The sequence below is a fragment of the Marinomonas sp. G8-14 genome (assembly GCF_055808935.1).
The window spans coordinates 4,539,959-4,566,260 of sequence record NZ_CM147891.1 but is presented as its reverse complement, the minus strand read 5'-3'; the positions used below and the strand labels follow the sequence as shown (position 1 = coordinate 4,566,260).

Annotated in this window: 24 protein-coding genes and 3 pseudogenes; 2 read left to right on the top strand and 25 right to left on the bottom strand. The window is 43.5% G+C overall.

Annotated features, from left to right (window positions below; all coding sequences use genetic code 11):
• Positions 1-62 precede the first annotated feature (62 nt).
• The 11 genes and pseudogenes from AC0L6V_RS23335 to AC0L6V_RS23285 all read right to left on the bottom strand — a co-directional run bounded on the left by AC0L6V_RS23335 (position 63) and on the right by AC0L6V_RS23285 (position 10,429).
• Positions 63-983, bottom strand: a complete 921-nt coding sequence (locus AC0L6V_RS23335; protein WP_265220713.1) for a DUF368 domain-containing protein — start codon at positions 981-983, stop codon at positions 63-65.
• Entirely contained in the window at positions 976-1,641 is a 666-nt protein-coding gene (locus AC0L6V_RS23330) for a protein-L-isoaspartate(D-aspartate) O-methyltransferase (protein ID WP_265220712.1), read from the bottom strand. The genes AC0L6V_RS23335 and AC0L6V_RS23330 overlap by 8 nt, the downstream gene beginning before the upstream one ends.
• Positions 1,638-2,384 carry a 5'/3'-nucleotidase SurE gene (gene surE / locus AC0L6V_RS23325; protein WP_265220711.1) on the bottom strand — a complete coding sequence of 249 codons (747 nt, stop codon included), beginning with the start codon at positions 2,382-2,384 and terminating at the stop codon, positions 1,638-1,640. The genes AC0L6V_RS23330 and surE overlap by 4 nt, the downstream gene beginning before the upstream one ends.
• On the bottom strand, positions 2,362-3,456 hold the full coding sequence (truD, locus tag AC0L6V_RS23320) for a tRNA pseudouridine(13) synthase TruD (protein WP_265220710.1): 1,095 nt from the start codon (positions 3,454-3,456) through the stop codon (positions 2,362-2,364). The genes surE and truD overlap by 23 nt, the downstream gene beginning before the upstream one ends.
• On the bottom strand, positions 3,453-3,989 hold the full coding sequence (gene ispF / locus AC0L6V_RS23315; protein WP_265220709.1) for a 2-C-methyl-D-erythritol 2,4-cyclodiphosphate synthase: 537 nt from the start codon (positions 3,987-3,989) through the stop codon (positions 3,453-3,455). Before ispF ends, truD begins: the two co-directional genes overlap by 4 nt.
• A gap of 16 nt (positions 3,990-4,005) precedes the next feature.
• Positions 4,006-4,725 (bottom strand): 2-C-methyl-D-erythritol 4-phosphate cytidylyltransferase, encoded by a 720-nt coding sequence (gene ispD, locus AC0L6V_RS23310; protein WP_265220708.1) that lies wholly within the window; start codon positions 4,723-4,725, stop codon positions 4,006-4,008.
• On the bottom strand, positions 4,722-5,000 hold the full coding sequence (locus tag AC0L6V_RS23305) for a septum formation initiator family protein (protein ID WP_111639602.1): 279 nt from the start codon (positions 4,998-5,000) through the stop codon (positions 4,722-4,724). The genes ispD and AC0L6V_RS23305 overlap by 4 nt, the downstream gene beginning before the upstream one ends.
• A gap of 107 nt (positions 5,001-5,107) precedes the next feature.
• Complete coding sequence (eno, locus tag AC0L6V_RS23300) at positions 5,108-6,403, bottom strand: phosphopyruvate hydratase (protein ID WP_265220707.1); 1,296 nt, start codon at positions 6,401-6,403, stop codon at positions 5,108-5,110.
• 51 nt (positions 6,404-6,454) lie between these two features.
• Positions 6,455-8,090, bottom strand: a pseudogene (locus tag AC0L6V_RS23295) (CTP synthase).
• A gap of 198 nt (positions 8,091-8,288) precedes the next feature.
• Positions 8,289-9,245, bottom strand: a complete 957-nt coding sequence (locus AC0L6V_RS23290; protein ID WP_409419162.1) for a PDR/VanB family oxidoreductase — start codon at positions 9,243-9,245, stop codon at positions 8,289-8,291.
• 80 nt (positions 9,246-9,325) lie between these two features.
• Positions 9,326-10,429 carry an aromatic ring-hydroxylating dioxygenase subunit alpha gene (locus tag AC0L6V_RS23285; protein WP_265220705.1) on the bottom strand — a complete coding sequence of 368 codons (1,104 nt, stop codon included), beginning with the start codon at positions 10,427-10,429 and terminating at the stop codon, positions 9,326-9,328.
• Between the two features lie 227 nt (positions 10,430-10,656).
• Here AC0L6V_RS23285 and AC0L6V_RS23280 point away from each other — a divergent pair, with 227 nt between their 5' ends.
• The gene (locus tag AC0L6V_RS23280) at positions 10,657-11,388 is read left to right on the top strand and encodes a GntR family transcriptional regulator (protein ID WP_418138656.1); all 732 of its coding nucleotides are present in this window, start codon (positions 10,657-10,659) and stop codon (positions 11,386-11,388) included.
• Here AC0L6V_RS23280 and AC0L6V_RS23275 read toward each other — a convergent pair.
• A complete protein-coding gene (locus AC0L6V_RS23275; protein WP_265220703.1) occupies positions 11,380-11,676 on the bottom strand; it encodes a DUF6482 family protein in 297 nt (98 codons plus the stop codon). The two genes, AC0L6V_RS23280 and AC0L6V_RS23275, sit on opposite strands and share 9 nt — an antisense overlap.
• 126 nt (positions 11,677-11,802) lie before the next feature.
• Here AC0L6V_RS23275 and AC0L6V_RS23270 point away from each other — a divergent pair, with 126 nt between their 5' ends.
• Positions 11,803-12,480, top strand: coding sequence for a nucleoside/nucleotide kinase family protein (locus AC0L6V_RS23270; RefSeq protein ID WP_265220702.1), 678 nt, complete (start codon positions 11,803-11,805; stop codon positions 12,478-12,480).
• A 5-nt stretch (positions 12,481-12,485) separates the two neighbouring features.
• On the opposite strand, the gene AC0L6V_RS23265 is transcribed toward AC0L6V_RS23270, so the two are convergent.
• The 13 genes and pseudogenes from AC0L6V_RS23265 to AC0L6V_RS23205 all read right to left on the bottom strand — a co-directional run bounded on the left by AC0L6V_RS23265 (position 12,486) and on the right by AC0L6V_RS23205 (position 26,292).
• Complete coding sequence (locus tag AC0L6V_RS23265; RefSeq protein WP_418138655.1) at positions 12,486-14,096, bottom strand: FUSC family protein; 1,611 nt, start codon at positions 14,094-14,096, stop codon at positions 12,486-12,488.
• A gap of 13 nt (positions 14,097-14,109) precedes the next feature.
• Positions 14,110-14,535, bottom strand: a complete 426-nt coding sequence (locus tag AC0L6V_RS23260; RefSeq protein ID WP_418138654.1) for an FUSC family protein — start codon at positions 14,533-14,535, stop codon at positions 14,110-14,112.
• A 14-nt stretch (positions 14,536-14,549) separates the two neighbouring features.
• Entirely contained in the window at positions 14,550-15,407 is an 858-nt protein-coding gene (locus tag AC0L6V_RS23255) for an efflux RND transporter periplasmic adaptor subunit (protein WP_409419159.1), read from the bottom strand.
• Positions 15,408-15,411: 4 nt separating this feature from the next.
• Positions 15,412-15,615 carry a DUF1656 domain-containing protein gene (locus AC0L6V_RS23250; protein ID WP_111608007.1) on the bottom strand — a complete coding sequence of 68 codons (204 nt, stop codon included), beginning with the start codon at positions 15,613-15,615 and terminating at the stop codon, positions 15,412-15,414.
• 157 nt (positions 15,616-15,772) lie between these two features.
• Positions 15,773-17,077 (bottom strand): tRNA lysidine(34) synthetase TilS, encoded by a 1,305-nt coding sequence (tilS, locus tag AC0L6V_RS23245; protein ID WP_265220699.1) that lies wholly within the window; start codon positions 17,075-17,077, stop codon positions 15,773-15,775.
• A gap of 89 nt (positions 17,078-17,166) precedes the next feature.
• Positions 17,167-18,115 (bottom strand): annotated as a pseudogene (gene accA, locus AC0L6V_RS23240) (acetyl-CoA carboxylase carboxyl transferase subunit alpha).
• 123 nt (positions 18,116-18,238) lie between these two features.
• Positions 18,239-21,716 (bottom strand): annotated as a pseudogene (dnaE, locus tag AC0L6V_RS23235) (DNA polymerase III subunit alpha).
• A gap of 4 nt (positions 21,717-21,720) precedes the next feature.
• Positions 21,721-22,320 (bottom strand): ribonuclease HII, encoded by a 600-nt coding sequence (gene rnhB, locus AC0L6V_RS23230; protein WP_265220698.1) that lies wholly within the window; start codon positions 22,318-22,320, stop codon positions 21,721-21,723.
• Positions 22,320-23,477 carry a lipid-A-disaccharide synthase gene (lpxB, locus tag AC0L6V_RS23225; RefSeq protein ID WP_418138653.1) on the bottom strand — a complete coding sequence of 386 codons (1,158 nt, stop codon included), beginning with the start codon at positions 23,475-23,477 and terminating at the stop codon, positions 22,320-22,322. The genes rnhB and lpxB overlap by 1 nt, the downstream gene beginning before the upstream one ends.
• Before the next feature lie 65 nt (positions 23,478-23,542).
• Positions 23,543-24,319: an acyl-ACP--UDP-N-acetylglucosamine O-acyltransferase gene (gene lpxA, locus AC0L6V_RS23220; RefSeq protein ID WP_265220697.1), complete on the bottom strand. Its 777-nt coding sequence runs from the start codon at positions 24,317-24,319 to the stop codon at positions 23,543-23,545.
• Complete coding sequence (fabZ, locus tag AC0L6V_RS23215; RefSeq protein ID WP_111608013.1) at positions 24,319-24,756, bottom strand: 3-hydroxyacyl-ACP dehydratase FabZ; 438 nt, start codon at positions 24,754-24,756, stop codon at positions 24,319-24,321. The genes lpxA and fabZ overlap by 1 nt, the downstream gene beginning before the upstream one ends.
• A gap of 6 nt (positions 24,757-24,762) precedes the next feature.
• Positions 24,763-25,794 carry a UDP-3-O-(3-hydroxymyristoyl)glucosamine N-acyltransferase gene (gene lpxD, locus AC0L6V_RS23210; RefSeq protein WP_265220696.1) on the bottom strand — a complete coding sequence of 344 codons (1,032 nt, stop codon included), beginning with the start codon at positions 25,792-25,794 and terminating at the stop codon, positions 24,763-24,765.
• A gap of 3 nt (positions 25,795-25,797) precedes the next feature.
• The gene (locus AC0L6V_RS23205) at positions 25,798-26,292 is read right to left on the bottom strand and encodes an OmpH/Skp family outer membrane protein (protein ID WP_265220695.1); all 495 of its coding nucleotides are present in this window, start codon (positions 26,290-26,292) and stop codon (positions 25,798-25,800) included.
• Positions 26,293-26,302: the final 10 nt, after the last annotated feature.

Here is a 26,302-nt window from a genome sequence, read left to right as displayed (position 1 = left end):
ACTTTTAAAGACAAGACAACGGATAGTGCTTTACCCCAATATTCGCTTAAATTGAATTATTACTATTTGTCTAATTTTGGTAAAAATATGTAAGAAATAAGAATCACACTCAAGAACCCAATCAAAACAAACACTAAAGGAAGTAATAAATCACTTGGCCAATAAAAACTTGGTAAGTTCCAAGGTAAAACAAGATGCTCTTCTAAAGGCAATTTTTTATCTCCGACCAACGTCCAAGTGTCCGTAACCTTCCAAGGCCAAACCTTTACTAGTGCCCCAAGCATAACACCCGTCAGAAAAGACAAGGTCATCGATCTGGCATGATTAAGCAAATAATGTAGAACTTTGGAAAAACTTAACAATCCGATCAAAGCTCCAACAGCAAAAATAAAGATCACCAAGAAATCCAAGTTTTTCACCGCTGACAAAATAAAACCGTACATCCCCATCATAAGCAGTAAAAAACTACCCGAAATACCAGGCAAAATCATTGCACAAATAGCAATCATACCAGAGGCAAAAACCATCACTAACGAAGTATTTAACTGCGTAGGAACAAGCAACGATAAGCTGGCTCCAGTGGCGACACCTAAAATAAGCCCAACAAAATGACGCCAAGAAAAGCCAATAATTTGATGAATCAAAAAATACGCCGAAGCCAAAATAAGACCAAAAAAGAAACTCCATAAATAACTAGGATATTCCGCCAGCAAATGCGTTATTAGGCCCGCCAGCAAAAAAATACTGGTCACAATACCGGAACCCAACGTCAATAAAAAAGTACCGTCAAAATGACGCCATAATGCCTTTAAATCACCTTTAAGCAGCATGCTTGCACTGTGTCTATTAACACCACTTAGTGCGCCAATCAGGCGATCATAGACCCCTAAAATAAAAGCAATGGTTCCACCAGAAACACCAGGAACAACATCCGCAGCCCCCATCAACAAACCACTCAAATACACTTTTAGCCATTTAGGCATGTTCCAATCCTTCTAATAACGGGACAAAAAACGCCGGTTCAGTTCCCAAACATTTCCAACGCTCACCCTCTTTACGCCAACAACCAATTTGTGGACTAGGATGATCGATCGGCATAATTAAAATGCCTTGTTGTTTTAGACACTCCGTCAAGGCTAACGGAATTTTGCTTGCCATCGCGGTAATAATCACAGCGTCCATTTCTACTTTGTGAGGCCACCCAGTTTGACCATCAGCAAACAAATACTCAACATTTTTAACCCCCATGGACAGCAAGCGCTGCTTTGCCTGCAAGTAAAGCCAATGCTGACGCTCGACGGTATGAACTTTATTAAAAAAGTGCGCTAAGATTCGAGTTTGATAGCCTGATCCTGTACCAATTTCCAACACACGACCAAGACGGGCGTGGGTCAAAAGCCATTGCGTCATTCTCGCCACGGTCAGCGGCTGACTGATGGTTTGATTACGCCCTATCGGAAGAGAGGTCGCAGAATACGCTAAATGGGAAAATGCCGGCTCGACAAACTCATGACGCGGAAGGCTTCCCATCAGCGCCAATAATTCGTCATGCGTAATACCCTGCTCCCTAAGATACTTAACCATTTGAGTTGCTTTGGGTTCAGGGTGTGAGATTAGCCAATTGAGATCATGCAAGCTCATAGCGTGACAGTGTCGGTCCATCCTTTGAGAAGAGGTTGAACCCCATAACAAGTCATATCTGTATGGATCGGTGTAATTGAGACATAGCCATTCTCAATCGCACAAAAATCGGTTCCCTCAGACTCATCATGTGGGCCTGACAAAGCACCAATCCAAAAGCTTGGCATTCCCCGAGGGTGTTGAGCCGAGATAGGTGCTTGCGCCTTATGACGATAACCAAGGCGTGTTACCTGTATGCCCTTAAGCTCATCATAAGGAATATCTGGAACGTTTACATTCAATAGAATTCCTGCAGGCAAAGTCAATGTATGAGCATCTTTCAAGAGTTGCATAACCACCTTTGCCGCCGTATCAAAATATTGACTCCCCACCAAAGAAACAGCCAACGCAGGACGCCCCAAATGTCGAGCCTCCATCGCCGCCGCAACGGTACCCGAATAAATAACGTCATCACCCAAGTTGGCACCATGATTAATCCCTGACACCACTAAATCAACGTCACCATCAATCACGCCAGATAAAGCGAGATTAACGCAGTCAGTAGGCGTGCCATCAACACGGTATTGATGGTCAGCAACTTTAACTGGCTGTACTGGACGCGTTAAGGTCAGAGAATTACTCGCCCCACTGCGGTTACGATCTGGTGCGACGATTAGAATCGAATATTCTTGCTGTAAATATTGTGCCAGCGTTTGTATACCAACCGCGTCTAAGCCATCATCATTGGCGATCAAAATTCTCATGGTATTTCTCAGCTGATTTATCCGTAAAATCTATCATTTCACGCAAAATACTCGTGGCGAAACAGCCCTTGGTTAAAGAAAACTCAACGATCAATTGCGCGCTCCCTTCCCTCTCCCTAAGCAATTCCCACGCCATGTTCATAGGCACAAGGCGCGCTAGTCGGCTGTCTCGGGAAAGATCAAAAGCAATCAGAGCGTCCACCAGCTCGGCACTGTCTGACAAGGAGTGTTTCATGACTTGCTCACGTTGAGCACCTGTACCGGCCTCCCAACCCTCACTAATCATAGGCAACACAGGACTTATGTGACCTCGCATCACACTTAAATGCATGAGTGCGCCAACTTCTTTTACGCGAAATTGCTCATCCTTATGCTGAAACTGTGCAATGTCACCATCACATAAACGCATCCACATACCGTTTTCCACCTGATCACTTAATGCCTCATTGAAACACCAAGAACGAATTGCCGATAACCAAAAGGATTCTGTTTTCGATAATTTACGGCGACTTTGCCGCCCTTTTAAGACAAAGTCTTTGCCGTTATGCAAATTATTACCGTTTATGCCAAAACGTTGGGGGCCATAATAGTTAGGAACACCTGCCTGCTTAATCAGATGTAAGCGCCCTTCTAGCTCGTCCAAATCGCCATTGATCTCACGAAGTCGAATCACAAAACGATTCGCTAAGTGTGTACCAGTGCGCAGTTTTTTTGAATGGCGTAGCTGTGCAATCACACGAACACTTTCCGGCTCCCTAAAAGCTTCCTGAATGGTCGAAAAATCCGGCTCGCGATTCAAAACATGCAAACAAAACCACTGACGTGTACAGGCATGACGATCTTTCACACCACTATAAGTCACCTTATCAGGACCTATGCCAGCAATCTGCGCCAAGCGCTTTGCGAGAAAGTCGGTATTCACCCCTTCCTTTTCTATAAATACAAAGCAAAATTCCCCTCTTCCATCAGGCTCAAAACCCAACTGCTCTTCGACATAAAAGTCTTGCACATGGGTTTTCAAATCCCCAGTGACAGTCGGCTTAGACCAAGCATATCGCCATTCGGTATTCATACATTACCTTGATTAAAAAGAGCTTGATTAAAAAGAGCTTGATTAAAATGAGCCTGTTTAAAAATAAGCGCAACGGCTTCAACAGCAATACCCTCTTTACGACCGGTAAAACCAAGCTTTTCCGTGGTCGTTGCTTTCACATTGACAACATTGATATCTACGGCTAAGTCTTCAGCAATATTAGTTCGCATCGCATCGATGTAAGGGCGCATTTTGGGTGCTTCAGCAATAATAGTGATATCAACATTACCTACACAAAAACCAAGAGCCTGTATTTCCTGGTAAGCACGCTTTAACAGAACCCGACTATCAGCGCCTGAAAAAGCAACGTCAGTATCTGGAAAATGTTTTCCAATATCCCCAAGAGCCGCTGCCCCTAACAACGCATCGGTCAACGCATGCAATGCGACATCACCATCGGAATGAGCAACCAGCCCCTGAGTGTAAGGGATAGAAACACCACCGATGACAATGTGGTCGCCCTCGCCAAATTTATGTACATCAAAACCATGGCCTACACGAAACGGCATCATGATAGTTACTCCTATGCTATGAATGGCACCTATTGTTTGAATTCAGAAGAAAAGAAAAAAGTGCTTCAGCGATAAGCAAATCTTCAGGAAGCGTTATTTTTATATTACTGCTCTCTCCTATAATAAGATCAGGATGCCAACCAACACTCTCCATCGCTGAACATTCGTCTGTGACTGAGATTCCTTGCGCTTGTGTTTTCTCTAATGCCTCTAACAAAGCGTGCGCAGGAAACTTCTGTGGTGTCTGTGCCAACCAGATAGCATTACGATCTAGAGTCGCATCAACCAAGGGCCGATCTGACATCTGTCGCTTTACGGTATCTTTGGCAGGCATGGCTAATAATGCACCTTGTGCAGAGTGATGATTGATGATCCGGTTCAATGCCGTTTGACTTAACAAAGGGCGTGCCGCATCGTGAACCAAAACCTCTTGCTGAAGACCATCCAAGCTATTCAATAAATAACGCAGACCTTTTTGTACGGTATCACTGCGCTCTTTACCACCAATAAAGCTGTGAACACAGTCATGCTGATACCACATAGAATCTAACCAATAAGGATCATTCTCACCAATACCCACGAGCACACCAGCAATAAGTGGATGCGATATGAAAATCTCGATGGTGCGGTCTAAAATAGTTTGTCCGGCAAGAGATAGGTATTGTTTTGGACAATTCGCTTGCATACGTTGACCAACGCCAGCAGCAGGAATAAGAACCCACAGTGGCTTCGTCATTTTTTATTCACCATACGATAAAATACTTCACCATCTTTTATATATTGCAGCTCACTACGCACATGCTCTTCTACCGCCTCTTCACCAAGACGTAGATCGTTCACTTGTGCTCTTAATGCTTGATTTCGATGTTTTAGACGTAGGTTGATACGCTCTTGATAGGCAATCTGTTTTGCTAGCTCTTCCTGACGTTTAATCCCCTGCTCACCAAAATACAAATGATAGGATTGATAGCCAACGGCACAAACAAAAAAGAAAATTAACAACCGTGCCATACAACACCCTCAACATCTTAAAAATACATTCCTTATTATCGAAGGAATTGAAGCAAAAAAATAAAAAAAGGGAGAACCAAGTTCTCCCTTTATTAAGTCAGACGAAATTACGCCTGACCTTTGATCTCAGAGCGACCTTTGTACGGTGCTTTACCACCTAATTGCTCTTCAATACGTAGCAATTGGTTATACTTAGCAACGCGGTCTGAACGGCATAGAGAACCTGTTTTAATTTGACCCGCCGCCGTACCTACAGCAAGATCGGCAATCGTCGCGTCTTCTGTTTCACCAGAACGATGAGAAATAACCGCTGTGTAGCCCGCAGCTTTAGCCATCTTGATAGCCTCTAACGTCTCAGTCAAAGAGCCAATTTGGTTAAACTTGATCAAGATAGAGTTCGCGATGCCTTCATCAATACCGCGCTTTAAAATCTTCGTATTCGTCACGAAAAGATCGTCACCTACTAGCTGGATTTTGTCGCCAAGAATTTTAGTCTGGTAAGCGAAACCTTCCCAATCAGACTCGTTCAAGCCGTCTTCAATAGACACAATAGGGTACTGTTCACAAAGCTCAGCAAGGTAATCAGAGAAACCTTCAGAAGTGAATACTTTACCTTCGCCTTTTAGGTTGTAGTTACCGTCTTCATAAAACTCAGATGCCGCACAGTCCATGGCTAACGTGATGTCTTTACCTAGCTCATAGCCAGCAGCCGAAACGGCTTCTTTAATAACAGCCAGAGCTTCAGCATTAGAGGCAAGGTTAGGAGCAAAACCACCTTCATCGCCCACTGCTGTATTTAAACCGCGGTCGCTCAATACTTTTTTCAACGCATGGAAGATTTCAGCGCCGTAACGCAACGCTTCACGGAAATTTGGCGCACCAACTGGCTGAATCATGAATTCTTGAATATCAACGTTGTTGTCTGCGTGCTCACCACCATTAATGATGTTCATCATAGGCACAGGCATCGAATAAACACCTGGCGTACCATTAATGTCTGCAATGTGAGCGTATAATGGCACTTTCTTAGAAATCGCTGCTGCTTTCGCTGCCGCCAAAGAAACCGCCAAAATAGCGTTAGCACCAAAAGTAGATTTGTTTTCTGTGCCATCAAGATCAATCATAATATGATCAAGCTCGGCTTGTGCAAGGGCATCTTTACCAATTAAAGCATCACGGATTGGACCGTTTACCGCAGCAACTGCTTTTAATACGCCTTTACCAAGATAACGACTTTTATCGCCATCACGTAATTCTAAAGCTTCACGAGAACCGGTAGAGGCACCAGACGGTGCACACGCTGAACCTACTGAACCGTCTGCTAAAATAACATCCGCTTCAACGGTAGGGTTACCACGAGAATCTAAAACTTCTCTGGCTTTAATATCAACGATTTGACTCATAACAAACCTCTTAAAATAAATGAAAAATCACAAACTGCCTGTTTGCTCTACTTATTTTTCTTTACCTGCATATTTCAATGCCGCATGTACAAAGGCGCTGAACAGGCCGTGTCCATATCTAGGCGTCGAAGTGAATTCCGGATGGAACTGACAAGCAACAAACCAAGGGTGATCAGCAATTTCAATCATCTCTACCAAGGAGTTGTCTTCTGAACGACCTGAAATCGTCAGACCTGCTTTTTCCAACGCTTCAACATAAAAGTTGTTCACTTCATAACGGTGACGATGACGCTCTTTAATAACTGCTTTACCGTAAGCCTCAAAGGCTTTTGTGCCTTCCGTAAGATTACAGTTCTGCGCGCCAAGGCGCATAGTGCCGCCTAGATCGGATTCCTCTGACCGGATTTCTTTGGAACCCTCTGCATTAGTCCATTCTGTAATCAGACCAACAACTGGGTTCTCTGCTTTTAAATTAAACTCGGTACTGTGCGCACCGGCTAAATTTGCCACATTACGAGCAAATTCGATTACGGCTACTTGCATACCCAAACAAATACCTAAGTAAGGCACTTTGTTTTCACGAGCATACTGAGCCGTCAATATCTTACCTTCAACACCGCGCTCACCGAAACCACCAGGAACGAGAATCGCATCCATTCCTTTTAGGGCTTCTGTGCCTTTTTCTTCAATGCTTTCAGAATCAATATAGTGCAATTTCACTTTTGTACGGGCATGAATACCAGCGTGATCCATTGCTTCAATCAAGGATTTATAAGCATCCAACAACTCCATGTATTTACCAACCATGGCGATGTTGATTTGCTTCTCAGGGTTCAATTTAGCCTGAGTCACTTTATTCCAGATGTCTAGATTTGGCATATCGCAATCGAGATTGAAATATTCAACGATCAGGCTATCTAAGCCTTGGTCATTTAACATCTGTGGAATGCGGTAGATTGTGTCTGCATCAGGAAGCGAGATAACCGCACGTTCTTCAACGCTAGTAAACAAAGCAATTTTCTTACGCTCTGGCGCTTCAATAGACACTTCTGAACGACAGATAAGAATGTCAGGTTGAATACCAATAGAACGAAGCTCTTTTACAGAGTGCTGAGTAGGTTTGGTTTTTGTTTCGCCAGCAGTGCGGATGTAAGGAACCAGAGTCAAATGCATAAACAATGCGCGACGTGGACCCAACTCTACTTTTAACTGACGAACCGCTTCTAAGAAAGGTTGTGATTCAATATCCCCTACCGTGCCACCAATTTCGACCAACGCCACGTCTGCGCCTTCGGCACCAGAAAGAACACGACGTTTGATTTCGTCGGTGATATGAGGAATAACTTGAACTGTTCCGCCCAAGTATTCGCCACGACGTTCTTTCTTTAAAACATGTTGGTAAACACGACCACTGGTGAAGTTATTGCGTTTGCCCATTTTAGTGGAGATAAAACGCTCATAATGGCCAAGGTCTAGGTCAGTTTCAGCGCCGTCTTCTGTGACATAAACTTCGCCGTGCTGGAAAGGGACTCATGGTACCAGGATCCACGTTAATATAAGGATCTAGCTTTAGCATGGTGACTTTTAGACCACGAGATTCAAGGATAGCGGCCAAAGATGCTGCTGCCAAACCTTTACCAAGAGATGAAACTACACCGCCTGTAACGAAAATATATCGTGTCGCCATGAGTGTTTAACCCGCCTTAAAATATAAAAAAATGAGATTTGATGGCACAGATCAATGCACCTTCAGGACGGGTGAAAATAATAACATTGTCAGCCCCTTCACTCAATGTAAAACACAGTTGTTTTACATTGAGTGAAGAATCAGTTACTCAGCAAGAAGAGGCAATATGATATGAAAAGCAACCCCCATGGACAGACATTACAAGTCTAGCTCTAAAATGGGCGTTTTTGAACGAGAACAGCATGGCATGACAAGCTTTCCTGAGGCGTGCTCTTGATCCGTTAAAAACACATCTCGATGGTCAGGAACACCGTCGATCACCCCCGTCTGGCACGTACCGCACACGCCCGATTCACAGGATACTGCTAAGAAAACACCATTGTTATCTAGTACTTCAAAAATACTCTGATCAGCACCGACATCAAAGACCTCACCAGTGCTATGAATTTTAACTTTAAATGGCGTATTTTCGCTAATATTTTCATCCAGAACAGGGGCTGAAAAAAATTCTCGGTGTAATCTATCTTCAGGCCAACCTAATATTTTCGCTTGCAATAACACATAATCAATAAAGGCAGCCGGACCACAGATATACAATTCAGAATCATGTGCATGACGAGATAAAACACTCACTACATCCATCTGACCAGATTCAGCGACTTCACTGAAATGAAAATGCATTTTATCCGCAAAAGAACCGCTTTTTAATGCCGATGCAAACGCCGCTGTCTCTGGGGTCCTTGCACAATAATGGAACTCAAAAGACAACCCCATTTTTTGTAGCTGTTGCGCCATTGGCAGTATTGGTGTTACACCAATACCACCAGCAATCAAGACACTATGACGTTTTGTGTCCATCAAAGGAAAGTGGTTCTTAGGTGCACTAATAGACAACTCATCACCAATTTCCAAGCAATGCACCTCTACCGACCCACCTCTTGACTGTGGGTCTTTTAATACTGCAATTTCATAGTACTGCGCTTCCGATTGCAAACGACATAATGAATATTGACGAACCAAACCACTTGGCAACTTAATGTCAATATGCGCACCAGCTTCAAAAGTGGGCAACTCTGAGCCATCCAAAGAACCTAGCACAAGCCGAACCACACCTTGCGCTTCGGTAACAACATTTCTTACAATGACCGGAATCATTTGGCTCTCCTGACCTATTATTTTTTTAGACCATAGCCAGAGAGTAAGTGAGAGCTACTCTCTGGCTGGCACTGATTATATTAAAATGACACTGTTTGAAGTGGCGCTGGCTGCGAAGGCGACACCGCAGTTGATGCTCTGGCGGTCTGCTCTTTAGCAATCAGTCGATCAATGATACGTCTTGACTGAACACCACCCGCGTCAATGTCTAACTTCAATAAATCATAATCAGGAAACGCCAAAAGGTTTTGTTGCTGACGTTCAAGCACCTCTAAATCTTCAGCAAAAATCTTACCTTGCCCTTCTCGAATAGTATCAGTTAACGCTTGGTCTTCCGGCTTGAAGCTACGCGCCATTCCCCAAAAATACCAAATTGAGGTCTCGGTTTCTGGCGTAATAAAGTCCACAACGGTACTGCTGGCTTTTTTATCTGCTGGCGCCTCAAAGCCGCCATTTCCTGCATGAGCTACGCCAACATCAATCATCACATGAGAAGGTGGACTGAATCGACAAATCTGCCAACGATCAACGGGGACATTATCGGCTAGCCCGTTACCACGAAGTGCGGCTTGCCAGAATGGTGGTGCCATAATATTTTCCATAAAACGGCTAGTAATAACCTTATCACCATCCACTTTTGTAGCAACAGGTGACTCATCAATTTCTTTTTGACCAATGCTGCTAGCATGCACATATGTTTCGTGGGTTAAGTCCATGAGGTTGTCTATCATCAAACGATAGTCACAGTTGATATGGTATAAACCGCCACCATAAGCCCATTCAGGACTGACCGCCCATTCCAAATGAGGAATCAAGCTTTTATCGGCTTGTGATTGATCGCCCGGCCATACCCAAATGAAACCATAACGCTCTTCTACCGCATAAGACTTCATGCAAGGAAAGCCTTTTACACGCTGCAACGGCATCTCTTTGGTTTTGCCATCAGCGCCCATTTTTAAACCGTGATAGCCACAAACTAAAAGACCCTCTTCGACATAACCTAACGACAACGCCGCACCACGGTGTGGACAAAAATCCAATACCGCAGCAATTTCATTATCGTGAGAACGATAAAAAGCAATGCTTTCGCCACAGATTTTACGGCCAAGAGGTTTGCTGCCCGCTACCTCTTCGGACATGGCGGCCACATACCATGCGTTTTTAAGATAAGTTTGCTGACTCATTTGAAGTTCTCCTGCTTTTATTTTTATTTATTGGATCCAATATAATCAAAATAATTGATAAGACAAGATTATTATGCATAAATTGGATCCAATGATTATATTATGAATAATAGTTCATACGCTAAACAGTTGAAAAATATAAGATTATCAATTGGATCCAATGGTTACTTTTTTTTCCGGTGTATACGTTATGATTATTTTTTACCAATCGACTAAAGGCAGACTCAATGAGCAAACCGGGCCAACATGTTATCAGCCGTTTACGACAAATGATTTTGTCGGGGGAGCTTGAGTCAGGACAACGCCTTGCGGAAATTCCCACAGCGGAACAATTGGGGGTTTCTCGAACACCTATTCGTATTGCTTTTCGCACCCTAGAGCAAGAAGGCCTACTAACCAAATTATCAGGTCGAGGCTATATGGTACGCCAAGTAACACAGGCAGAAATTAGCGGCTCTATCGAAGTGCGAGGCGTACTAGAAGGATTGGCAGCTAGACAAGCAGCGGAAAATACGTTATCGAACGCGCAGACCAAGGAATTACGAGAATTATTAAAACAAGGCGATGATTTGTTTTTGAAAGGCAGTATCAATGAACAAGACCTCGCCATGTACCATGACATGAACCAGCGCTTCCATCAAATTATCATCGAAGCCAGCTTAAATCCAGCCATCGCTGAAGCATTAAGCCGCAATGAACACTTACCTTTTGCATCGGTTAGTGCCTTGGCATTCGATCGCAACAACTTGGCTCAAGAGTATCGCCGCTTTAATTTCGCCCACATGCAACATCATGCCGTGTTTGACGCCATCCACAACGGACAAGGAAGCCGTGCTGAAGCAATTATGCGAGAGCATGCAAACGCCACCCATGGCTACGCGAAAATTTTTTCCCAAAAAGAAAAAAATGGCGAGAAGATGCAAGTTTTAAACAACATGAGGCTCAATCATTTAAGATAAGTCAGTATTTCCAAGTGGCACTTCTAGCGTGTTGCCAACACCAACTGGTTGACCGACCATTTCATCATAAGCACTCTGGTGACATAACACCATGGTGCCAACGCTCTTATCCTTAAACAAAGCCTGTAAGTCTAACTTGTTATGGCTGGTTAAAAAACGCCCTTCATTGGTTGTTATATACTCTTCTTTATCCCCTATGATAACGGACAGCTGATACAAATTTGACTCTAAAGAATGCAGCTTCACTTTATCGATATGAGGAATTTTTTTAAGCTCTTTTAGTTGCATGCTAATACACTCCAGTGATTTTCTTTAGGTACGGATCCAACCATCGATCAGTTCACTTAAAATGCCGAATCAACACAATAAGTTCATGCTAAAGTACTGCAATAAAAAACAACAACAGGAAAATTTATGGCCCTTGATATGAATGATAGCTATGCAAATTCAACAGATGTACATATTGCCTTAGATAAAATCCACGCTTACTTAAATCAACCTAACCGAACATTAATCGGGTTAACGGGAGGTCCAGGTTCAGGCAAAAGCACACTCGCAGATTATTTACTCAACTATTTCAGCAGACAACAAAACATGGAAGTCATTTGCCTTTCAATGGATGGCTTTCATCTATCGAAAGCCCAACTTAACGCCCTGCCTAATGCAGAAGAAGCATTTGCCAGACGAGGCGCTCCATGGACATTCGATAGCACCGCTTTTATCGAACGCGTTAAGCTTATTAAGCAAGGCTATCAGAAAGACGATATTTTGTGGCCAAGTTTTGATCATGCCATAGGTGACCCGATTGAAGACGATATAACCATCAAAAAAGACACAAAGGTCATATTAATTGAAGGACTCTACTTGCTGCATCAAAACGATGGTTGGCAAGCGTCTCAACCCCTCTTCGACGAACATTGGTTTTTAGACATCCCCGTTACAGTCGCCATCGAGCGCTTAGCAAAACGACACATGAAAGCTTGGAACTTCAATCATGAACAGGCTATGGACAGAATAAATCAAAGCGATGGACTAAACGCAGAATTAGTCGCAACGTATAAGGATCAGGCAGATTGGTTGTTAAGAGTCTAGGCTGTCTAGACTCTCTGAGCAGCAATGGCTTCCGCACTCCTTTCAAACGTCAGGTTGATCCGCAAGAACATACCTTGAATGACCTCAACCTGATTAGCATCCCCCACTAACCGAATCAACTCATCGTATAAAGAGTTGCAAGCTTTTTCAAAGCCATCATCACAGCGGCCTTTACTTGCCAATAAAAAAGCATTGGCTAAAGCTGCCTGCCAATTTTCTAATGAGTGCAATGGCTTTTTTCCAGCTAAGCTTTCACAGATCGAACGCAAGCGAATAGAAACATGCCCAAGGTTCAAGGCAGTCAATGCCAGATCTGTAATGGCTCGCGATGTAGAACCTTGATCATAGTTCGTTAAACGTAACAACCGATCCGCCATTCGACGGTTATACCAAGCTATTGGGCTAGCTTGCTGATTGAGCTCTAATAAATCTTGGTAGGTTGTTTTGAAAATACGATGGACTAACAACTGAATACTTGGTCCGGTAATGAGATGAAACACCCAAAATAAAATACACACGCCAGCAAAAATTGCCATCGCAGAACTCAGTGTATAGTCGATAGAAAAAGTCCGACTCATATCACGACTTGGACTCACAAGAATAGAAAAAGGGATACAAAACCCTAAGCCATAGGGCAACGTTTGCCTATCGGCCAAAAGCAATAGACCAATAAAAAACGGCCCAGCCAAAACCAGTAATAAAATCTCTAATTGACCTGAGCTTTGCGACAATACGTTAAGCGCAAAGAAAATCGCCACAAATGACGCCACGACAACGCCAATCAGCAGCCTTTTTAAAACCACTTTCAAAATCATCAGGGGCAACCTTGCTAGCATGATGGAAAAAATAACAGGTAGAATCATGATCATCAACGCAGCTGAAGAACCAGTGCCCACCCAAATAGTTGCACCAATCAAAAACACCATCGTGGTTCGAATACCAATAATTAATCCAGCCAATGGATCTTGATAAGTCTGCATACTTGGCGCATTCAATAACGTACTGTCTCGCTCCTCTAACGCGCGAAAAGCGCGTAACAATACTGTCAGCTCAGAAGTAATCTCTGCCCCAACATTCAACATATGAGATTCAAAAGGCAAATCCGAGTCATTATTCGAGCGATACTTGCTAAGGTCACTTCGCAAGAGTTTCACTTGCTCTAAGCAGTAATCAAAATCATCTGACTCCGCAATGCGCCCAAATGCGTCTCTCAATCGATCAAGAAGTTGAGTTAACACTGGCGTCATCAGTTCAGCATGACGCCGCTGCAAACGACCAAAAATTTGCACTAATGCCAACAAAGATAAGACTTTCTGAGCCAATTGGTTGGCGGCTCGTGTCCGCCCTGGCCCCTTTGGTCCCTCGTAACTGACCGCACTGGAATCCTCACTGACCATACCCAAGGTCGCCATGATGCTATCTATTTGCGTATGACGGTTCTCATGAGTACCGGATTTATCCAACTCCGTCACCAAATATTGCAGTGTCTGATTAATCACCGACCTGGCTTGTCGCTGCAAACTGTCTTTGACTTTGACAGGCCAAAACAGATGACTGACCACACCGGCACAAATAGAACCAATAACAATTTCACTGACTCGAGCCTGTGCAACCACAAACACCGCCTGACTATCGGCCGTAGATGGGACTCACCATGACCATTAATACAATGATTTCAGCGGTCACCGCAGCCATAGCAAAGGCATACACAAAATTAGCCTGACGAACCATAGCAGATAAAGCGGCATTCAACCCTAACCATAAGGCCAGCACCCCCAGCGCCACATAGGGATAAGACATAAATTGCATCAACAGCAAAATACCAAACAATCCACCAATGACAGTGCCAACAATTTGGCAAATGGCCTTTTCAATCACCAGACCACTTTCAGGTCGCATTTGTAAAAAAACAGCGGACACTAGCGCCCAATATGGTCGATCAAGATTTAAAGAAAGGGCTATCGTTAATGCAAGTGCCATGGCAATGACACCTTTAAGGGCAAAAATAACCGCCTGTTTTTCAGGTAAAAACAGATTACGAAGGACGATTCCCAAAACGATTCTCCTTACTACTCAGTAAGGTGAATCGTAGCGGTCATACCAGCACTCAACTGGGTACCATCTGGCAGGGAATCCAGTTTTATATCGACAGGGATTCGCTGCGATAAACGCACCCAATTAAATGTTTGTTGTATTTGCGGGAGAAGCTGCCCATTGCTCTGAGTATTGATATTCGCGATGGCTTTACCAATACTAACCACATGTCCTATCAAGGGCTCACCACCGCTTAATAGAGTGATCTTGGCTGATTGATTTAAATGCACAAGCGGAATCTTAGTTTCCTCAAAATAACCAGTCACATAAAATGAATCAGACTGTACGATGGCAAAAACCGCAACACCTTGAGCAACATAATTACCTTGATGTAAGTTCAAATTAATAATCTGCCCTGACACTGGTGCACGTATCTGGGTTCGATCTAAATTAAGCTGCGCCGTCATTTCTTGAGCCACAGCCAAATCATAATTCGCTTTCGCAATATCAGTGTTGATTCGAGCTGATTCCAAATCTTCATCACTAATAGCATGTTGGCTTCGCAGAGCAGTACGTCGCTCATATTTATGCTTTGCTAGCTGCCAAGAATATAAAGCATTTTCTGTGTTGGCTTTGCTTTGATTGAGTGCCGCTTGATAACGCTGCTGATCCACACTAAAGAGCAGGTCGCCTTTTTTAACCGCTTGATCATTAATCACATTCAGATTTGTCACCCATCCAGAAACATCAGGTGCTACTGTCACGATATCCGCTCGCACGCGGCCATCGCGTGTCCACGGTGAATGCATGTATTCATTCCACACCCAACGCCCAGCAAAAACAGCCAGCAATACCATCGACACAGTCAAAAGAATACGCAGATATTTCGTCATTGATTTACCTTCCATTTAATACATACACAGTGAACGCCAAGTAACAAACAAACAAGGACACTTCAAACCAAGCTACCCGCCAAATGCGATCATACCAGTTCAAACGATGGAGAATAAAACGTGTCAGCGCCGCCAATAAAAAGGCAATCGGAAAATAAATGACCAGTGGGCTAAACTCTAGCCCACCAAAAACAACAGTCTGAAGCATAATCAATACCCTGTCATAGAAAGAAGGCAGGCCGTGTAAACAAGATAAACAGTTTAGTGCTAAATTAAGGATAGGATTATATCGAGATAACACCAAAAAAATGTGCAGCTAACAGCTAAATAAAAGCACAATAACACGAAAAAACGAGATGAAAATTCTATTTTGGAAATGGCAAAATCCTGTTTACTTGCCATGTGATGTTGAGGTGCGAATAATGTGGATGCCGCCAAAGATCACCAATCGCCACCAAAGTATCCCCATGATACAAGTAAGGCAAATGATCTCGCCACCAGCTTGGAATCGCCTGGTCATTAAGCCATTTTTTAAATTTTCGGGTTTGACCATTGGGCATCATAAGATTTTCCCCCTGAGGACGAGCTTTTAAGACACAGCCATCGCTTCCACTGATACAAATTTGATCAAACGCACGTGACAGCATTTCACCGGACACCAATGGTGCCAGCGTCACATCTTCGTCCATAGGAAGCACATAGACCGCATTTTGGTGACGCATCACTCTTCCATGAGAGAACCTGAATTCAGGCTGCTTATCTTGTGCACTAGAAAACATGGCTTCGACGCTCTCTAACTGAGATTGCGACAATGAAACGCCGTTTCCCTGTAGAAAGTATCGCCACCAAAAAAGTCGTTCGTCTGTCGATTTTTCGACAAGATGCGACAAATCCAAACCACCAAATTCATTACACCACATGGTTAACTGTTGCTGAGCAAATTGAGCAAGCATCGCATAATCGGTTGTAATCCGCTGAGTGCTGGACACTATATTTTGCTCCATGCTAGGAAAACGCTCTGTCAGAATAGGCACAACACTTTGGCGAAGAAAGTTACGCGTAAAACGCCCATCAAGATTTGACTCATCATGAATCCAAACAAGTCCATGTTGCCGTGCGTAATCCTCAATATCATTTTTTGATGCGGTTAAAAAAGGACGAATCAAACGCGCCGTTCCATTACCAAGCAACCTTTCTTGCGGAATGCCTGCTAAGCCCTTTCCTCCTGTGCCTCGCAGCAAACGAAATAACACGGTTTCAACTTGATCCCCCGCATGATGGGCAAGCAATATAACATCGCGTCCTCTCATGTGCTTTTGGAATGCTTCATAACGAGCATTACGTGCGGCATCCTCGACTGAAGCTTGCGCCTTTAATCGTACCCGTTCAACGACATAAGGCACGCTAAGGCGTTCACAAATACACTCGCAATGTTTAAGCCAAGCATCTGCATTAGCACTTAAACCGTGATGAACGTGAATCACCGCGATTTTTTGTTTCTGCTCAATAGATACTTGATTAACCAAAGCGTGTAATAAAACATGCGAATCAACGCCGCCACTAAAACCGACCCATACTTTTTCCTCTTCGGAAAATACAGCATCAATCCAATTCATATTAAATCGAAGGGGAGACAAGGAAGATAGTGGTTTCAATGTAGAATACGTCATCACAGGCTCTATAGACAAAGCACACAAAACATAGGATGAGAGACAAAAAAGCCCCCTAAAGATAGGAGGCTTTTCATAATAGAAATATCTTACAAGCCGTAGGACATCAAACGGTTATAACGACGAGCCAGTAACTCTTCTGTCGTCAACGCTTCCATACGATCAAGCGCCGCTAAAATATTTTTCTTTAAACTTTGCGCCATTTCTTCATGAGAAATATGCGCACCACCAAGAGGCTCTCGAATGATTGTATCAACAAAACCTAGCTCTTGAAGACGCTGGGCGGTGATACCCATGGCTTTTGCCGCGTCAGACGCACGATCTGCGCTTTTCCATAAAATAGACGCACAACCTTCAGGAGAAATAACGGAATACGTGCCGTATTGTAACATCATTAGCTCATCACAAACGCCTATAGCCAATGCGCCGCCCGAACCACCTTCACCGATTACGGTCGAAATGATCGGTGTTTTAAGGCGAGACATTACCGCCAAGTTGAAGGCAATGGCCTCACTTTGACCGCGTTCTTCAGCACCGATACCAGGATACGCCCCAGGTGTGTCGATTAATGTAACAATAGGCATATTAAAGCGCTCTGCCGTTTCCATAAGACGCAGTGCCTTACGGTAACCTTCTGGGCGAGGCATACCAAAATTACGCAATACTTTTTCTTTGACTTCGCGACCTTTCTGATGACCAATAACCATCACTGAGCGGCCATCTAAACGGGCGATACCACCAACAATCGCACGATCATCAGCGTAATGACGGTCACCGTGCATTTCTTCAAAATCGGTAAAAGCATGTTTTATATAATCAAGAGTGTACGGGCGCTTTGGGTGACGCGCTAATTGAGAAACTTCCCATGCCCCTAAATTACTAAATAGGCTCTTGGTTAATGCTATTTTCTTATCTTCAAGACGACTAATTTCATCGCTTATGTTGAGTTCATTGTCATTACCAACTAAACGCAACTCTTCAATTTTTTGTTCGAGGCTCAGCAATCGGCTGCTCAAAAGGGAGATAATTTAAATTCATGTTTAATTACACTACTGTTTGGTTGCCATCAAATTCAAAGACAAAAGGCGATAGCCTATTGTCCCACAGCTCTACTAGGCGCGTCTCGACGCCGCATTCCATTGCAAAAACTATTAAATGAGACTAAGTATACACTAACTGAACATTTTGTTTACCGTATTGTTTCTGAAGTTGATGAATTAATTCGTCATCCGGCCGAACTTTCCAACCACTTCCTAAACGAATATCACCGCACGCTTGGGGCGTATCAAAGCCTATCACCACATCACAACCCTCGCCACGATATGACGCCATGGCGTTTGCCAAGGCTTGTATTTCGTTTGGCGTGACGGTTTCGGATGTCCACGTAATACGCAATGCTTCCACATACCGCACACGTGCCTGAGCAATATCAAGAATATTACGAGCAATCACTTTCTGACCGCCACGAAATTCATCTACGGTAATTTCCCCCTCAACAACCACCACTTCATCTTTAACGATTACGTTTTTAAAAGTGTCGTAATTATCAGGAAACACCGTTACTTCAATCCGAGCAGAACGGTCATCTAATGTAACAAAAGCGATGTTACCACCTTTTTTACTCTTGGTAATGCGCAAGTCTACAATCAAACCTGCCATAATCTGCGTATCACCACGCTTAGGCTGTAAATCCACAATTTTTGAACGAACAAAGCGACGAATCTCTTTTTCGTACTCATCTATCGGGTGGCCTGTCACGTACAAACCAAGTGTATCTTTCTCACCATCAAGACGCTGACGTGGCGTCCATTCATGCTGGATACCTATTTCTTTATAGGCATCCTGTGCATTGTCTTCTACCGCGACACCAAATAAATCCATCATGCCTGCATCTTGGTTTTTAGCATCTTGAACAGCTCGTTTCAGTGCCTCATCAATACAAGCAAATAACGTCGCTCGGTTCGGACCTATGGTGTCAAACGCTCCAGAACGAACCAAAGCTTCCATAACACGCTTATTTATTTTACGACCAACACGCTGGCAAAAATCAAAAATATGTTCAAATGGCCCTTCTTTCCGTGCTTCTACAATCGCTTCAATCGGCCCTTCACCCACACCTTTAATCGCGCCAAGCCCATAAACAATCGCACCTTTTGGATTCACGGTAAATTTAAAAACGGACTCATTCACATTAGGCAACTCTAACGCCAGCTTCATTGAGCGACATTCTTCAATGAAAATAACGATCTTATCCGTATTCTGCATATCAGCAGACAAAACTGCTGCCATAAAAGGTGCGGGATAATGATTTTTTAACCACGCGGTTTGATAAGAAACCAGAGCATAGGCAGCCGAATGCGATTTGTTAAAACCATAACCGGCAAATTTCTCCATCAAGTCAAAAATGTTACCTGACAAGTCTTTATCAATATTGTTTTTCAGCGCCCCTTCCATAAAGATTAAACGCTGCTCAGCCATAACCTCAGGTTTTTTCTTACCCATGGCACGACGCAGTAAGTCAGCGCCACCTAGAGAGAACTTAGCCAGCACCTGAGCAATCTGCATTACTTGCTCTTGATACAAGATAATGCCGTAAGTTGGTTCCAACACCGGAATCAAATCTTCATGTTGATAATCAGGGTGGGGGAAGGCAAGCTCTGCACGACCATGCTTACGATTGATAAAGTCGTCCACCATGCCTGAGTCCCAATGGTCCAGGACGATACAAGGCCACCAAGGCGATAATATCTTCAAAGCGCGAGGGTAGAAGCTTCTTGATTAACTCTTTCATACCACGAGATTCCAGCTGGAAGACCGCGGTCGTCTCTGCGCGTTTTAGCAGCTCGTACGTTGACTGATCTTCCAAATCAATCAGCGCAATATCTAAGGGTGGTTTTCCTTCTAGGGCATTGATCGCATCAATGTTTTTTACCGCCCAATCCACAACGGTCAGTGTTTTTAATCCCAAAAAGTCAAACTTGACTAAACCGGCTTCCTCAACATCGTTTTTGTCGTATTGGGTAACCAGACCCGAGCCGTCTTCTTCACAGTAAAGGGGAGCAAAATCAATCAACTTAGTTGGTGCGATTACCACACCACCAGCGTGTTTACCAAAGTTACGCACCACCCCCTCTAAAGAAATCGCCATTTCCATCACTTCGGCGGCATCTTCATCACCAGCCAAAAACTCAGGTAACGCAGGCTCTTCTTCCAAGGCTTTTTTAAGCGTCATACCAATTTCAAACGGGATGAGCTTCGATAACTTATCCCCCAAACTATATGGCTTACCTTGCACCCTAGCAACATCTCGAACTACCGCTTTTGCCGCCATGGCACCAAAAGTAATAATCTGAGACACCGCATCTCGGCCATAAGTGCGAGAAACATAATCGATCACTCGATCCCGATTATCCATGCAGAAATCAATATCAAAGTCGGGCATAGATACCCGTTCTGGATTTAAAAAACGCTCGAATAGTAAATCGTATTCCAGTGGATCAAGATCGGTAATTTTAAGCGCATAAGCCACCAAAGAACCGGCACCAGAACCACGACCAGGGCCAACCGGTATACCGTTATCTTTCGCCCACTGAATAAAGTCCATTACAATCAAGAAATATCCGGGAAATCCCATCTGATTGATAATGGTCAACTCAAAATCCAAACGATCCCAATATTCTTGACGACGCTTTTCGATGCGCTCGCCATATTTTTTGGTTAGAAAATTGAAACGCTCTACCAGACCGTCGTAGGATAGTTTGCTAAAAAACGCCTCCATCGTCATGCCTTCTGGCACAGGATAATCTGGTAAAAAATACTCACCCAATAGAACATCGACACTGCAACGCTTGGCAATTTCTACTGTATTTTCTAGCGCCTCAGGAATATCTTGAAAAAGCTCTGCCATTTCTTCTGGCGTTTTAAAGTATTGCTCTTCTGAATAACGACGCTTGCGCCGAGGATCATCTAAGGTCACACCATCGTGAATACATACACGCGCTTCATGTGCTTCAAAGTTTTCTCGTTTCAAGAAACGTACATCATTTGTTGCCACGACGGGACAGTCAAGCTCACTCGCCAAAGGGACAACAGCATGTATATAACTCTCTTCTCCTGAGCGACTGGTTCGTTGTAATTCAATATAAAATCGATCAGGAAATACCGACATCCAATGAGCCATTCGGCTTCTGGCCTGCTCATTACGGCCTTTCTGTAATAAATAACCGATATCGCCAAACCCTGCACCAGACAGAGCAATCACATCTTCACTATGGGCCTCTATCCATTCTCGCTGTATAACCGGACGCCCCTCCACTTGCCCTAGCTGATAGCCTTTCGAAATAATGGCAATAATATTTTTATAGCCTTTATTAGACATCGCCAATAAAGTAAAACGATATCTCGACTCTACCTCATCGTCTTCAGCAACCATAACATCAGCACCACAGATGGGCTTAATGCCTTTTTCCATCGCACCTTTGTAAAAACGCACAAAACCACAAAGATTATTTTCATCCGTAATGGCAACCGCTGGCATGGACATAAATTCAGTCGTACCAAGTAAGCCTTTGATTTTTACTAAGCCGTCGACTAAAGAAAATTCCGTGTGGACTCGTAAATGTATAAATGATGTGGACAAAATATTATCCCTCTAAAATCTTTTTAACTGGGCCAAAGCTACGTCTATGAATGGGCGTAATACCATGTAGACGAATCGCTTCAAGATGCTGTGCAGTTGGGTAGCCCTTGTGCTTTTCAAAGCCATACTGCGGATAAATTTCTGCAGCTTTAACAATATCTCTATCTCGAGTGACTTTTGCTAAAATAGATGCTGCCGAAATCGCAGCATGCCGAGCATCCCCCTTAACAACGGCTTCTGCCGAACAAGGTAAATTGAGAGGAATACGATTACCGTCGATAAGAACATGTTCCGGCACAATAGAGAGTAAAGCAACCGCACGAGACATAGCTAGCATACTGGCGTGAAGAATATTGATAGCATCAATTTCTTCTATAGAAGCGCTGGCAATACCGTAAGCTAACGCTTTTTCTTGTATTTCAATAAACAAAGCATCACGTTTTTTTTCACTGAGCTTTTTAGAGTCTGCTAACCCTTTAATAGGACGTAATGGATCAAGAATCACGGCGGCCGCCACTACCTCGCCAGCTAACGGCCCTCGCCCAGCTTCATCAGCCCCAGCCAACAAATCGCCAAAATATACCTGACTAACAAAAGGCTCCATTATTTTGTCTCTTTATTAAGCATAGACACAATCGCCTGAGCAGCCTGGCACCCCGCATTTTTACGTAACATTTTATGCAAATCCAAATACTTAGCTTGGATCGCTTTATCTCCTATAAAAGACCGCCAAGTCTGCAATAAACGTGCGGCTAAATTATCAGGTGTCGCAGCATCTTGTAACAACTCTGGCACTAACGCCTCGTTGGCCAACAAATTTGGCAAAGACACATAAGGTACTTTCACCATCCTTTTCATAATAGCGTAGGTCAGTGCATTAACACGGTATGAGACAACCATAGGTCGTTTTACAAGCATCGCTTCTAATGCGGCCGTACCCGAAGCCAACAAAATAGCATCAGCGGCCATCATCACGGTACGTGACTGACCGTCAATCAAAATGGCTTCTGCATTCGCCTCTTGCAACATCGCCTCAATCTGTAATCGCCTTTCAGCGTTTGCAGCTGGTATTAAAAAAGTGGCCTCTGACTCTTTGTGTTTAATTAACTTCATCGCCTCTATAAAAAGCGGAGCCAGACGAGCCACTTCACCTTCTCTGGAGCCGGGTAAAATAGCAAACACCGGACCTTGAATTCCTTCCAACCCTAACGCCTTGCGAGCAGTAACAGCATCGTTTTCAAAAGGAATATCGTCGGCCAACGTATGACCAACACAAACCACAGGGATATCATGTTGATGATAAATCGGTAGTTCAAAGGGGAACAAAGCCAACATAAGATCAACGGATTTTTTAATATTAAAAATACGCTTCTGACGCCATGCCCATACAGAAGGGCTAACATAATGCACAGTTGGTATACCCGCCTGTTTCAATTTACGGGCTAACGGCATATTAAAATCAGGAGAATCAATACCAATGAAAGCCGTTGGCGGGTTCTGTAAACAGGAAACATACAACCGCTTGCGAATACCAAGCAACTCCCGTAGACGACCCAAAACTTCGACTAACCCCATGACCGAAAGGCGATCCATAGGCACCAAGCTTTTCAACCCCTGAGCCTCCATTAGCGGCCCGCCAATTCCTTCAAATACGGCATCAGGTTGCAACGCTTTTAAATGGGCAATAAGGTTAGCACCCAAAATATCACCAGATGCTTCACCAGCAACCAATACATAACGTGTCACAGACGTCATTTGCATCTATCCAACCTCTATAATAAAAAACCCCGAAACAGTCCGGGGTTTTCTTTTTTAAAATATGACGTCTATCGGACGATCCCACGTTTTGACTGCCGGATTGACAAAGTGAAGTCCGCTACTTCAGGAATGCCAAACACGCCTTCTTTTTCTAATTCTTGTAAGGCTGCCTCTAACGTTAAACCTTTAAGGTACACTGTCTTATAAGCCGTTCGTAATGCTCGAATGATCTCAGCAGGCACACCTCGACGACGCATACCCTCAAAGTTCATACCATGTGCTTTCGCGGGACTACCAGAAACCATAACATACCGAGGTACATCCTTAGCCACCATAGATCCCATGCCACACATACTGAAAGAGTTAACCTGACAAAACTGATGAACTCCCGTATAACCGCCAAGAATGACATGGTCACCGACTCGAACATGACCCGCTAATGCTGCAAAATTAGCCATAATATTATGGTCTCCCACAATACAGTCATGCCCAACATGCGTACTCGCCATAAACAGGTTATGATTACCAATTACGGTGACGCCATTATCCTGAATAGTACCCCGATGGATCGTCGCATTTTCACGGATAACATTATTGTCACCAATTATAAGCTGTGTGGGTTCACCCTTATACTTTTTGTCTTGGTTCGCTTCTCCAACAGAGGCAAACTGGTAAATTTCATTATTACGCCCAATTGTTGTGTGACCATTAATAACAACATGAGATTTAATAATACTACCAGCCCCAATTTTTACGTTCGGCCCGATCACGCAAAAAGGGCCAATCTCCACACTGGGATCAATCTCTGCTTTCGAATCGATTAAAGTAGTTGGATGTATCGCCACTATATTTTCCTGTCTGCACACAAAATAGTCGCAGAGCAAGCCAGCTGTCCTTCAACCGTTGCTCTACATTCAAACTTCCAAATACCACGCTTCTCAGCAACGATTTTTGCCTCTAATTGCAAACGATCCCCAGGCACTACAGGGCGTTTAAAGCGCGTATTATCGGCACCAACAAAATAATAAATAGAGCCATCTTCCGGCTTCTTATCCATTGTTTTGAACCCTAATATGCCCGCCGCCTGAGCCATGGCTTCGATAATCAGCACACCCGGCATAACTGGGTGATTAGGAAAATGACCATTAAAAAAGGGCTCATTTATCGTTACATTTTTATAGGCGATAATGGAATCGTTCAGATTTATCTCAACAACACGATCTACTAGTAAAAATGGGTACCTATGAGGTAAATACTGACGAATTTCATTTACGTCCATCATTAAACATCAACCTTTATCTGAAAGCTTTTTAATTTGTTGTTCCAAGTTTGAAATTTGCTTCGCCATACTATCAATTCTTCTAAACCTTGCGGCCGAGCGACGCCACTTAGCGGTTGGCTCCATCCCCATACCAGAAGAATATGAACCAGCCTCTAAAATAGACTTAGTCACCATAGTCATAGCGGTAATATGTACGTGATCCACTATAGTGATATGACCAGCAAGACCCACACCACCGGATATAGTGCAAAACGCACCTATTTTTGCACTACCTGCAATGCCAACACACCCCGCAACCGCTGTATTATCACCAATTATAACGTTATGAGCAATTTGAACTTGATTATCTATGATAACCCCGTCACCAATTAACGTATTTTCGATAGCACCACGATCAATGGTGGTATTAGCACCTATTTCAACATGATTACCTATAACCACAGATCCCAATTGATCAATTTTTTCCCAACGCCCCTGATCCGGAGCAAAGCCAAAGCCATCAGCACCAATCACAGTTCCACTATGAATAATGCAAGACTCACCAATCACGACATCATGATAAAGCGTAACATTGGGGTACAGTCGAGTATTTTGACCTACTCTAACGCCTCGCCCAATAACACAGCCTGCACCAACAATGCAGCCATCAGCAATAATTGTGCCATCATCAATAACGGCATTAGGACCTATTGTTACATCCTGACCTAATAACGCATTAGATGACACAACGGCACTTGAGTGGATCCCAGTCCAACACTGTGTGGCGGGAACGAATAAATGTGACAATTGAGCAAACGCCAAATAAGGGTTTGGAACAATAATGGCGTTATCCACTAGTTGAGCAAGCTCTTCTGTTTTAACAAGTACAGCACCAGCCGAAGTCGTCGATAGATGATTCTGGTATTTAGGATTCGCTAAAAAACTCAACTCTTGTTCAGTGGCTTTTTCGAGCGTACCTAACTTTTCTATGATGAGATTTTCATCTCCTTTTACTATACCGTGAACATTGGCTGCCAACTGCCCTAGCGTATAACTCATAGATTAATTGTCCTTATTAATACGTTTTACTAGTTCGTCAGTAATATCTGCATCCGCGTTGGCATATAAACTTAGTTGTCTGTTTAACACTAAGTCCAGTTTTCGTTCTTCAATCAATGATTTTAAAGCTGCTTCGCCTTTTGGTGTCAACGACTGTATCAACTGCTGTTCAAGCTCTTTCGCTTGACGCTGCATGTTAGCCGCCAAAGCTCGTACCTGATTTTGACGCTCTCCAAGCTGTTGACGACGTTTTTTGAACTCTTCTTCAGATAAAGTCAATTCATCACGCTTTAAGTTTTGTGCAGACGCTTCAAGATCCTCTTGCTCTTTTTTCAAACGAGCATCCATAGCGGCCACTTTTTGCTTAGGTTCTTTGGCCGCTTCCTGACCAATATTACTTTGCAAAAGAGCCGCCCTAAAGTCTACGACAGCAACCTCTGTTGCCTGAGCCGTGGCTGTCAAACACAGAACAAAAATGACCATTAATATATTTTTCATCTTACATCCT